This is a genomic window from Shewanella sp. 10N.286.48.B5, assembly GCF_002874355.2.
GTDB lineage: Bacteria > Pseudomonadota > Gammaproteobacteria > Enterobacterales > Shewanellaceae > Shewanella.
In genome coordinates, this window is record NZ_MCVG02000001.1 from 881,418 (window position 1) to 893,089 (window position 11,672).

The window sequence follows — 11,672 nt, forward strand, 5'->3', positions numbered from 1 at the left end:
TCTAGGCTGTAACAGAGGTAGAGTTAATGGGCGATAACAAAAATTCCGGTGACAGCGGTAAGCTGCTGTACTGCTCTTTTTGCGGGAAAAGCCAACATGAAGTTAGAAAGCTAATTGCTGGACCTTCAGTATATGTTTGTGACGAATGTGTCGAGTTATGTAATGACATAATTCGTGAAGAGATAAAAGAAATTTCGCCTAAACGCGATCAAGACCAATTACCAACGCCACACGAATTACGTAATCACCTCGATGATTACGTCATTGGTCAGAATCAGGCAAAAAAGGTGCTATCGGTAGCGGTTTATAATCACTATAAGCGCTTACGTAATGGTACGCCGATTGAAGGTGTTGAGCTTGGTAAAAGTAATATCTTACTTATTGGGCCTACAGGTAGTGGTAAAACATTACTGGCTGAAACCTTAGCGCGTTCACTTGATGTGCCGTTTACTATGGCTGATGCAACCACATTAACTGAAGCAGGTTATGTGGGTGAAGACGTTGAAAACATTATTCAGAAACTTCTGCAAAAATGTGATTACGACGTTGAAAAAGCGGAACGTGGTATTGTTTACATCGATGAAATCGACAAGATTAGTCGTAAATCTGACAATCCTTCTATAACTCGTGATGTATCGGGTGAAGGTGTTCAGCAGGCGCTACTAAAACTAATTGAAGGTACTGTTGCTTCTGTGCCACCTCAAGGTGGTCGTAAGCATCCACAACAAGAGTTTTTGCAAGTTGATACTTCAAAGATCTTATTTATTTGTGGTGGTGCGTTTGCTGGGCTTGAAAAAGTTATTGAGCAACGTGGCTTAACAGGTACTGGTATCGGTTTTGGCGCTGAAGTTAAAGGTGATGCAGATAAAGCGACTATCTCGCAAACATTAGGTAAGGTTGAACCAGAAGATTTAATTAAATTTGGTTTGATCCCAGAGTTTATCGGTCGTTTACCTGTTGTTGCGACGCTAACTGAATTAGATGAATCTGCATTGGTTCAAATCTTATCTCAACCTAAAAATGCACTTACTAAGCAATATGGTGCCTTATTTGAGATGGAAGATGTTGAGTTAGAGTTCCGCGAAGATGCGCTTAAAGCCATTGCTCATAAAGCAATGACCCGTAAAACCGGTGCTCGTGGACTTCGTTCAATTATCGAAGATATTTTACTCGATACCATGTATGACATCCCTTCAGTGGAAGGCGTGATTAAGGCCGTTGTTGATGAGTCTGTAGTAAAAGGCGAATCCGCACCAATCCTAATTTACGAAAATGCCGAAAGCCAAGTTGCTGGTGGTGAACAATAAATAGACGATTTAGTCTTTTATTAAAAATAAGGAGTCCATTGGGCTCCTTTTTTCGTATTAACCATTGAAAGTTTGAGAAACATCCCAATATACTGACTTATAAAATCCATTCATCAAACGGAATCGAACTATGACCCAAGAGCGTGAAGCGCATATCGAACTCCCCGTGCTGCCACTGCGAGATGTAGTGGTTTATCCCCATATGGTAATTCCGTTGTTCGTCGGACGAGAGAAATCTATTCGTTGTCTCGAATCGGCAATGGAACAAGACAAGCAAATTTTATTGGTCGCACAGCGAGAAGCTGATTTAGACGAGCCAACAAAAGAAGATATTTTCGACGTCGGTACCGTAGCCTCAATTTTGCAGTTATTAAAACTACCTGACGGGACTGTTAAAGTCTTAGTTGAAGGTGGTCAGCGTGCAAAAGTAACCGCTTACACCCAAGAAGATGAATTCTTTGTCGCGACAGCTGAATACTTAGCTTCTGAAGACTTAGCTGACAAAGAAGAAGAAGTCTTAGTCCGCAGTGCAATCAGTCAATTTGAAGGTTACATCAAGCTTAACAAGAAAATACCGCCTGAAGTGCTCACTTCATTAACCGGTATTGAAGAAGCAGCGCGCCTTGCTGACACCATGGCGGCGCATATGCCACTTAAGCTAGAAGACAAACAGTCTGTGCTTGAGATGATTAATGTTGGTGAGCGCCTTGAATACTTAATGGCGATGATGGAAGGCGAGATTGACTTATTACAAGTTGAAAAACGCATCCGTGGCCGCGTTAAGAAACAAATGGAAAAGAGTCAACGCGAATACTATTTGAATGAGCAAATGAAAGCCATTCAAAAAGAATTAGGCGATCTTGATGAAGGCCAAGATGAGTTTGAAGTATTAGCTCGGAAGATCACTGAGGCTAAAATGCCAGCAGAAGCCAAAGAAAAAGCCGAAGCTGAGTTAAACAAACTGAAGATGATGTCTCCAATGTCTGCAGAAGCGACTGTTGTCAGAAGCTATGTCGATTGGATGACCTCGGTACCTTGGAGTCAGCGTTCTAAAATTAAGCGTGATTTATCAAAAGCTGAAGCCATTCTTGATACCGATCACCATGGGCTTGAGAAGGTTAAAGAGCGCATTTTAGAGTATCTTGCGGTACAAAGCCGTGTTAAACAGCTTAAAGGGCCAATTCTTTGTCTAGTGGGCCCACCAGGTGTCGGTAAAACGTCACTCGGTCAGTCAATTGCAAAGGCGACAGGTCGTAAGTATGTGCGTGTTGCATTAGGTGGTGTGCGTGATGAAGCCGAGATCCGTGGTCATCGTCGTACTTATATTGGTTCTATGCCAGGTAAAGTCATTCAAAAAATGGCTAAAGTGGGCGTTAAAAACCCATTATTCCTATTAGATGAAATTGATAAAATGAGTTCTGATATGCGCGGCGATCCATCGTCAGCATTATTAGAAGTATTAGATCCTGAACAAAACTCAGCATTTAACGATCATTACCTTGAAGTGGATTACGACTTATCAGACGTAATGTTTGTCGCTACCTCAAACTCAATGGATATCCCTGGACCATTACTTGACCGTATGGAAGTGATCCGTTTATCGGGTTACACCGAAGATGAAAAGCTTAATATTGCTAAGAAGCATTTATTAACCAAACAGATTGAGCGTAATGGCTTAAAAGCGAGTGAGATAACCATAGAAGACAGTGCCATTATTGGCATGATCCGTTATTACACCCGTGAAGCTGGCGTGCGTTCATTAGAGCGTGAGCTGTCTAAAGTTTGTCGTAAAGTCGTAAAAATGATTTTGCTTGATAAGTCAGTGAAAACCGTTGTTGTGGATCAAGATAACCTGAAGTCTTTCTTAGGTGTGCAGCGCTTTGATTACGGTAAAGCTGAATCTAACAATCAAATTGGTCAAGTTACTGGCCTTGCATGGACTCAAGTTGGTGGTGATTTACTGACCATTGAAGCCACTTCGGTGCCAGGTAAAGGCAAACTTGCTTATACCGGTTCGCTAGGTGACGTGATGCAAGAGTCAATTCAAGCTGCAATGACCGTTGTTAGAGGCCGCGCAGAGCAGTTGGGGATCAATAACGACTTTTATGAAAAGCGTGATATCCATGTTCATGTACCAGAAGGTGCAACGCCAAAAGATGGTCCTTCAGCAGGTGCGGCAATGTGTACTGCTTTAGTATCAAGTTTAACCGGCAACCCGGTTAAAAGTGACGTAGCGATGACGGGTGAAATTACCCTTCGTGGTGAAGTGTTACCAATTGGTGGCCTGAAAGAGAAACTGCTTGCGGCGCATCGCGGTGGGATAAAAGTTGTGCTTATTCCTAAAGAAAATGAGCGTGATTTAGAAGAAATTCCAGCAAATGTGATTGCTGATTTAAAGATCCACCCTGTAAGGTGGGTCGAGGAAGTCCTTGAATTGGCCTTAGAAAGACCTGTTAAAGGCTTCGAAGTGGTCAAAAAGTAACTAATCAGTAAGAAAACTTGCTAGTAACCCAAAAAAAATGAAAAAAGGGGCTTAACAAACACGAAAGCTGTGGTAGCCTAGATAAGTGGAGAGTCAGTTAGCACCAAACCCTTGGCGCATCTGACTTTGAGCTGTATCCAAGTACATTTTTTTTGGTTTTCCAACTAAGTTTGGTGTGGTATCAAACTTACGATAAAAAGCCTCCGTAGACCGTTCCAAAGACGGATTTGGTTGCGGCGCAAAAATAACATTCAAGGGGATGACATGAACAAATCTGAACTAATCGAGAAAATCGCTTCTGGTGCTGACATTTCTAAAGCAGGCGCTGGCCGTGCACTAGATTCTTTTATTGCTGCTGTTACTGAAGCGCTTAAAGAAGGCGATAAGATTTCTCTAGTTGGTTTTGGTACTTTTGAAGTACGTCAACGTGCAGAACGTACTGGCCGTAACCCACAAACGGGTGCAGAAATCAAAATTGCAGCAGCAAACATTCCTGCCTTCAAAGCTGGTAAAGCACTAAAAGACGCTGTTAACTAAATAGTTGGTATCGTTGCCTTTTGTAAGGCATTTGTAGAAAGCACTGTTTTAACAGTGCTTTTTGCGAAATAAAGTATCAGAATTAACTTTGTTTTTTTGATATTAGGAGAGATAAGGCATACCTCGGTAGCGTCTGAATACTCCGTCTAAATTACAAGAAGGCGCATCCGCAAAAGGTGCGCCTTTTTATTTTATTATGTCGCAACAAGCGAGAATTCAGATGTTAGAAAAAATTCGCGAAGGTTCACAGGGCGTTATAGCTAAAAGTATTTTAGTACTGGTGATCCTTTCGTTCGCATTTGCTGGTGTCAGTAGTTACCTAGGAACCTCGACAGATGTTCCAGCCGCAGTAGTTAATGGTGACGAAATCACAGCCAATGAATTAGAACAAGCATTCCAAAATGAACGTGGCCGTTTAGAACAACAACTAGGCGAAATGTTTGATGCCTTAGCTGCTGATGATAACTATATGAATGGTATCAAGCAGAATGTATTAGATCGTTTGATTTCAGATAAGCTAATTAGCCAAGCGGCTGAAGATTTGGGACTACGTGTTTCAGATGAGCAAATTAAACAAGCGATTCTGAATGAGCAAGCATTCCAAACCGATGGTGTATTTGATAATGACCGCTACTTAGCTGTACTACGTCAATTAGGTTATCAAACCACTAGCTTTAGAAATATGATGCGTGTTGATATGACTCGTCGTCAACTTTTAACCGCGCTAGTGGGAAGTGAGTTTGTTCTTGATGGTGAAGCAAAGCAATTAGCTGAAGTTCAAGGTCAAACCCGTGATATTCGTTATTTAGTTGTGGACTCTACACCTTTCTTAGCTTCTTCAACAGTTTCTGCTGAAGAGATTAAAGCCTATTACGAAAGTAACTTAATTCAGTTCATGAGCCAAGAAAAAGTTAGCTTAGAATATGTCGAGTTGGACGTTGCAGATCTGGCTAAAGGTATCGAAACGTCAGTTGATGATGCGCGTGCTTTTTATGAAGACAACCAACAACAATATCAAACGCCAGAAAAACGTTTAGCTGCACATATTTTATTTGCATCTGGCGATGATAGCGCCGATGAAGCAAAGGCCGAAGCTGCTTTAGCTAAATTACAAGCTGGTGAAGACTTTGCTGCCGTTGCTAAATCAGATTCAGATGACCAATTTAGCGCAGAGCAGGGCGGTCAACTCGATTGGTTCGAACAAGGTGTAATGGATCCTGCATTTGACTCAGCTTTATTTGCACTTTCAACTGGTGAGTACTCACAAATTGTGAAGAGTGAATTTGGTTATCACATTATCAAGTTACTCGATGTGGAATCTGGTGCTGCAGCGCCGTTTGATGACGTGCAAGATAAAATCATCGCTGATCTTCAAAACAAAAAAGCGGTTGATGAATTTTATAGCTTACAAAGTGTTTTAGCCGATACCAGCTACGAAATACCTGACACTTTAGATGAAACAGCTAAAGCATTAGGCGTTGAGGTTCAATCAACAGCGTTATTTTCTCGTGATAATGCGCCTGTTAATTTAAATACTCCAGCTTTAATCAAAGCTGCATTTTCTGATGACGTTATTGGTAGCGGCATGAACAGTGAAGTGATTGAGTTAGCACCTAACCATGTGGTTGTGATTCGTTTACTGCAACATAAAGATGCTGGTACATTGCCATTAACTGAAGTATCTAGCAGCATTGAAGCACGTTTATTGCAAGATAAAGCGAACTTTGCCGCAAGTGAAAAAGCCAATGAATATTTAGCGCAATTAAAAGCAGGCACTGAAATCACTGAAGTTGCAGTAGCAACGAAAGAGAAGCTAGCACGATTTAATCAAGATATTGATCAAGCTATCTCGACTAAGGCATTTAAAATTGCAGCTCCAGATGCTGGTGCAAGCTCATTTGATACCGCTGCATTAGCTAATGGCTATGCGGTTATTGCTTTGGATAAAGTTAATGATGCAGAAGGTATTGATGCAAATATTGTTGAAAGTATTAAGCAACGTTTAGTACCTCAATACAGCGAAGCTGATTACCGTTCAGTTGTCGCAGCTTTAAAAGCAAAAGCAACAGTTGAATACCCAGTAGCTGAATAAGCTGATTGGAATTCACAAAAGCCAAGGTTCGCCTTGGCTTTTTTATGTCAAAATTTTGAGGTTCTTATAAGGATATTTATGAACTTAGCATTGTTTGATTTTGATGGAACTATTACAAGTAAAGATACTTACACGCCATTTATTTACTCAAGTGTACCTAAGTGGCGTTTAATCGTTTGTTATCCGATATTAATCCCTGTGATAGCCGCTTATAAATGGCAGCTCATTGGTGGGTCAAGAACGCGTAGCATCATTTCTAAGTTTGCTTTTTGGCAACAAGATGAGCAACACATTAAGGCCATCGGCGAAGATTATGCTACAAGTTTTGATCTACAAATCAAACCTCAAGCGCTAGCGCGTCTGCAATGGCATCAGATGCAAGGTGACACCATTGTTGTGGTTTCGGCATCACTTAATGTTTATTTAGCGCCATGGTGTCGCCAGCATGGATTTAAACTGATATGTGCAGAGCTAGAAAGTAAAAAGGGTAAACTGACCGGACGGTATATTAATGGTGACTGTAGCGGCGCTGCAAAATCAAATCGAGTTTTAGCTCAGTTTGACCTACAAGATTTTGATAAAGTGTATGCCTATGGTGATACAGAAGAAGATAAACCCATGCTAGAACTTGCTGATGTCAGTTATTACCGATGGCAAAAACTGACAGGCTAACGCCGTTATATAGTAAAAAACTAAGGTATGGCTTTACTGTTTACTAGTAAATCTAGCGGTTTATAAGCCAAACAACTTGTTGCAGTCATGGGACTAAAAATCGGACTTGTAAGTTGTGTTTATATGAAAGATAAGTCAGTTTTAAACTAAGAGGTCTAGTCAAAAATTGAAAGATTTACATGCTCAATTTGAAGTGCTGTTAAGCTATATCGATAATAATCTACCTGCAATTTCTGCGTTTGATGACAATCTCAACAGCCGCTTAGCGGCGATTGCAGGGGTTGCTGAAGTGCATTTTGGTGCGTTATTTTACAGTCTGTTTCATACTAAAGTGCAGGATTATATTCGTTTGCTAAAAAACCTTGAAGCGGCGCAGTTACTGGGTTTTGATAAAACTATTAGCTTAGATACTGTCGCGTTAAAAATGGGCTACCCGTCAACTGCGGCATTTATTACCGCGTTTACCGACAGCATTGGTCAAAGTCCGCAAAGCTTTCAAGCCTCACCTGATTGGGGGAATTTTTTTGCCAAGCAGCAACCACTGAGTACCCTAGCAGAAGGGCATGAGCAGTTTTCTGCTGCTGAGGTTAATATTCAGGCATCGGATCTAACGGCGACAGAGTTAGTGGTTATTAAGCATCGTGGACCCGCTTGTTATTTATCTCAATCGAAAAATGCCTTAAACGCATTTAGGCAAAAATATCACTTATCGCCAAGTACTAGTCGCACCTTTAATTTCGTTTATGATATGCCTTATCCGCAAATTAATGCCTTAGCTGATGAGCAATCCATGTTATCGCTGGATATTGGTGTGAGTGTTAATCAAGCGCAGCTTACTGAATTAGCGCCTGTTATTGCTGAGTCTGGTTATTTTTCGAATAAGTCTGTGGCTAAGGGGCGTTATGCTCAGTTTTATCATTTGGGTTCTGAAAAAGAGCTCAATAGCAAAATAAAATATCTTTATAGTCATTGGCTTGCTGCCAGTGATTGGACTTTAACGACCCAGCCGCTGATAATTGAACGCTTGGATGTGATTAAGAGTGAGGCTGTTGAAGCTGCTATTGCCGATGACAACCAAGAGCTTGTAGAGGTTAGAGTCTATTTAAAATTACAGTAACAGGTATCCGTATATGTTCACTGTAAGAAATTAACTCATCGTTTTATTGCGATACGAGCCGCATCATCTCGGCGCATAGCCAAGCCATGTAAGTTGCCCAAGCATAACCAAATACTGAGAACATGATCGCGATAGGTACCAGTGAGCGGTGAAATGCAATTGCCACCACAGGGGATGATGCCGCGCCGCCAATACAGCATTGACTTGCTAATGCCATATAAGCCACAGGTGCTTTCATCACTAGCCCAGCAATAATCACGAACAGGCTATGAATTGCTAACCATACAAAGCCGATGGCAAAGTAGATTGGAAAGTCATCAATCATGGTCAAGTCCATTCTAAGGCCCATACTAGCAATCAAAATATACAGCATGACAGTGGAGACCTTTGATGCCCCTAATTGCTCAAGTTCACGCACTTTGGTATTTGAAAGTGCAATACTGATAGTGGTCACTATGATGACAATCCAAAAGAAATTTGAAGTCAGACTAAACTTTTCTGTTGCAGGGTAGTGGGCGGCAAAATATGGCGCCAGAATATCAGCCCCCATATGTGCTAATCCCGTCACGCCAAATGCCACACTGAATATTAATATGTAATCAGTTATGGTGATATTCTTGACCGTGTGAGCTTGCTGATATTCGCTTGTAGCGATTAACCGCTGATAATTGCTTGAGTCGGCACCCGTTTTTTTATCTATCGCAGCAGCATTATTGGCGCAGATTAATAAAAATGACATCCAAATCGCTGAGTAGACTACATTGACCGAAATCATAATCGCAAATAAGTTTTCTTTTACCTGATAGATTTCTTTCATGGCAAGTTGATTCGCTGTGCCACCAACCCAATTCCCTGCTAAGGTCGCCATTCCGCGCCAGGCAGCATCTTCACCTAGCCAATTAATAGATTCAGGCGCTATTTTCGCAAAAAGTATCAGAGTTAACGGGCCGCCAATAATAATGCCTAAGCTGGCAATTAAAAACAGCATGACAATTTTAGGGCCCAATAATAGAATGGATTTTATGTCTACACTGATAATTAGTAATGTTAAACAAGCGGGCATTAAATACTTTGAGGATATGTGGGGTAATTGACTTTGGGAAGCATCGACAATGTTTAAGGTATTTAAAAATGATGGCAACACATAAATCATGACCATAATGGGCACAAAACGGTAAAGTTGTTTCCAAAAGCTTTGTTTTAGCTTGCTAGTATAAAATACCAAACCAATAATCGCGGCCAACAAGCCAAAAATGACCGGATCTGCAGTAATCATAATTTATATTGGCAACCTTATTAGTTTATCGCTTTGTTATTGATTGCAGAATTGGATGAACTCTTCAAGTAACGGACTTAATGCTTCTTCATTACGCCAAATAGACCAGTAGTTTCGCTCGAAATCCCACTCTGGTAAATCTATTTCAATAAGTTGACCGCTGGCTATTTCTTCTTTTACAGCAAGGTAGGGCAGTACACTAACGCCAATGCCAGTACCAATAGCACGTTTTATCGCGCCCATAGTATTCATTGATAATTCTTGATGAATATTGATACTGGCACTTTTTAATAGCTGGGTATTACGTAGCCTCGACACCGAAATGGTTTCATCCATAACCCATAATTGTTGCGACAGCAATTCAGGGGTAATGGTTTCGCTTGCTATTGGATTGTTACTGCCGATGACGATACACAATCTATCTTTAAGCCACTGCTGATATTGTAAATTATTTAACCCAGGCTTGGCATCGACAAAACCTAAATCCAGTTCTTTTTCAGACACCATTTTCTCGATGGCTAAACTGTTGTTAATCACTAGTTTAATATCAACACAGGGGTGTTGTTGTTTAAATAATGGGATGATTCTTGAAAGAATATAGTTACCCGCAGTTTTACTACTGCCAACTTTGATGGTGCCACCGATGGCTGTTCGCTCAGTAAACATCTGCTCTAATTGATTACTTTTAGAAAGCATCTCATTGGCGTAAGGCAAAATAACTTCACCATTATCATTAATGGTTAAGCCGTTACTGCTTCTCTCAAACAGACGGGTGCCTAATGAACCTTCTAAATCCTTTAACGCCATACTGACAGCGGGGACTGACATATGTAATGTTTTGGCTGCTTTAGAGATCTGGCCATTAATATGGATGGCTTTAAATATTGACAGTTGCTTGAGTGTGATTTTCATGGGCAAATTATTCTATGAATTCATCAATAGTATAACGAGTTGACAATATTACTCTGTAAACTTTTGGTATTATTTTTAGGAATTGCTAACGAGTTCAAGTTATTTGAAAAAGTCTTACCTTGTTAGCATAAACCCATCATTTATGATGGGTTTATCATATTTTATCAGCGAGACCTAGATCGATATAAGTGCAGATATTAACGCGAAATAAAAATTGGACTTAGAAATCGTAGCGCACGCCTAGGGTAAATACATTATCATCTTCTAATTCAATCGTCGGGCCTGTGTTAGCAACCCGATATTCACCTTCATAGGTGGCGTAGTGGCCAAACACCATCGTTGATTTTGATAGACGGTAATCGGCACCGACTGTGAAGGAGTTAATATCGACATCGGTCGCTTCATTATATTGGGCTGAAGAGACGTCATTATTTTTAAAATATTTACCAAAACCGGCCTTGTCCTTGCCGTATTCAGCTTTAAAGTTGATGCCACTCCAGTTATATATTGCGCTAATAAAGTAAGAATTACCTTCTTTATCACTGTAAGTTTGGCTTTGGGTATTTTGTAATAAACCGCCTAGTTTAAGACTACCTATTTTGATTTGACCAACCCCGCGGTATGCGTCGACACCACCAATGGTGTTATATGCTGCTGCAACATAATAACGTTGTTTTTTGAGCTTTTTATCACCAGCGGTGACGCTTAATGCGTACTGACTTTCGCCAGAGTCATAATTGTTATCCACTAAATAGGTCGCATTTACACTGACTAAATCGGCAATTTTAGGTGAATAGTATGTGATTCCATCGGCTTTCCTGTCTTGCCCAGCAATCATTCTATTGTAGGCGGCATTGGTTAATGCAAATGCTTCAGCAGTACCTTTTGAGGTTTTCATTACCGTATCATTACGACCGACAATGACGGTACCAAAGTCACTTTTTAGCCCTAAGTAGGTGTTTCTTGGTTTAAATAAATCATCATCAGCTTCGTTGGTGGCAGCGTTAACCTGTACTTCAACATTGTAAATGATTTCAATATTTTCAGATATTTTCTCACTGCCTTTTACCCCTAGGCGAGAAAAGTTATTTTCCAGCACAGTACCCGATTTTTGATTTTGTGTTGTTAAACCGTTATCAGACTCTGTTAGTGCCATTTCTAAGCGGCCATAGAACTGCGGTGACTCAGCGAATGCGGCAAAAGAGCTCGCTGATAGGATTGATACAACAGTGAGTGAAACTAGTGATTTTTTCATCTTCTTACTCATCTCTATTTTA

General features: G+C 40.6%; 9 protein-coding genes. 6 read left to right on the plus strand and 3 right to left on the minus strand.

Features of this window, described 5'->3' with window-relative positions:
- The first annotated feature begins 26 nt into the window (after positions 1–26).
- From clpX to BCU57_RS03860, 6 genes are all read left to right on the plus strand, one after another.
- The gene (clpX, locus tag BCU57_RS03835; protein WP_076536985.1) at positions 27–1,307 is read left to right on the plus strand and encodes an ATP-dependent protease ATP-binding subunit ClpX; all 1,281 of its coding nucleotides are present in this window, start codon (positions 27–29) and stop codon (positions 1,305–1,307) included.
- 130 nt (positions 1,308–1,437) lie between these two features.
- Positions 1,438–3,789 (plus strand): endopeptidase La, encoded by a 2,352-nt coding sequence (gene lon / locus BCU57_RS03840; protein WP_102440518.1) that lies wholly within the window; start codon positions 1,438–1,440, stop codon positions 3,787–3,789.
- A 264-nt stretch (positions 3,790–4,053) separates the two neighbouring features.
- Entirely contained in the window at positions 4,054–4,326 is a 273-nt protein-coding gene (locus BCU57_RS03845; RefSeq protein WP_076536981.1) for an HU family DNA-binding protein, read from the plus strand.
- A gap of 220 nt (positions 4,327–4,546) precedes the next feature.
- Positions 4,547–6,418: a SurA N-terminal domain-containing protein gene (locus BCU57_RS03850; protein ID WP_102440574.1), complete on the plus strand. Its 1,872-nt coding sequence runs from the start codon at positions 4,547–4,549 to the stop codon at positions 6,416–6,418.
- Between the two features lie 78 nt (positions 6,419–6,496).
- A complete protein-coding gene (locus BCU57_RS03855; protein WP_102440519.1) occupies positions 6,497–7,090 on the plus strand; it encodes an HAD-IB family hydrolase in 594 nt (197 codons plus the stop codon).
- Positions 7,091–7,256: 166 nt separating this feature from the next.
- On the plus strand, positions 7,257–8,207 hold the full coding sequence (locus BCU57_RS03860; protein ID WP_102440520.1) for an AraC family transcriptional regulator: 951 nt from the start codon (positions 7,257–7,259) through the stop codon (positions 8,205–8,207).
- A gap of 43 nt (positions 8,208–8,250) precedes the next feature.
- Here the strand turns inward: BCU57_RS03860 and BCU57_RS03865 are convergent, their stop codons facing one another.
- The 3 genes from BCU57_RS03865 to BCU57_RS03875 form a co-directional block, all read right to left on the minus strand.
- Positions 8,251–9,483, minus strand: coding sequence for a DUF819 domain-containing protein (locus BCU57_RS03865; protein WP_102440521.1), 1,233 nt, complete (start codon positions 9,481–9,483; stop codon positions 8,251–8,253).
- A 36-nt stretch (positions 9,484–9,519) separates the two neighbouring features.
- Positions 9,520–10,395 carry a LysR family transcriptional regulator gene (locus BCU57_RS03870; RefSeq protein ID WP_102440522.1) on the minus strand — a complete coding sequence of 292 codons (876 nt, stop codon included), beginning with the start codon at positions 10,393–10,395 and terminating at the stop codon, positions 9,520–9,522.
- 220 nt (positions 10,396–10,615) lie between these two features.
- Positions 10,616–11,650, minus strand: a complete 1,035-nt coding sequence (locus BCU57_RS03875) for a porin (protein ID WP_102440523.1) — start codon at positions 11,648–11,650, stop codon at positions 10,616–10,618.
- Positions 11,651–11,672: the final 22 nt, after the last annotated feature.

Bases quoted from the DNA above. Each gene is read 5' to 3' on its own strand.
- BCU57_RS03850 (WP_102440574.1), top strand. From the start codon at position 4,547: ATGTTAGAAAAAATTCGCGAAGGTTCACAGGGCGTTATAGCTAAAAGT.
- BCU57_RS03865 (WP_102440521.1), bottom strand. From the start codon at position 9,483: ATGATTACTGCAGATCCGGTCATTTTTGGCTTGTTGGCCGCGATTATT.
- BCU57_RS03870 (WP_102440522.1), bottom strand. From the start codon at position 10,395: ATGAAAATCACACTCAAGCAACTGTCAATATTTAAAGCCATCCATATT.
- lon (WP_102440518.1), top strand. From the start codon at position 1,438: ATGACCCAAGAGCGTGAAGCGCATATCGAACTCCCCGTGCTGCCACTG.
- BCU57_RS03845 (WP_076536981.1), top strand. From the start codon at position 4,054: ATGAACAAATCTGAACTAATCGAGAAAATCGCTTCTGGTGCTGACATT.
- clpX (WP_076536985.1), top strand. From the start codon at position 27: ATGGGCGATAACAAAAATTCCGGTGACAGCGGTAAGCTGCTGTACTGC.
- BCU57_RS03875 (WP_102440523.1), bottom strand. From the start codon at position 11,650: ATGAAAAAATCACTAGTTTCACTCACTGTTGTATCAATCCTATCAGCG.
- BCU57_RS03855 (WP_102440519.1), top strand. From the start codon at position 6,497: ATGAACTTAGCATTGTTTGATTTTGATGGAACTATTACAAGTAAAGAT.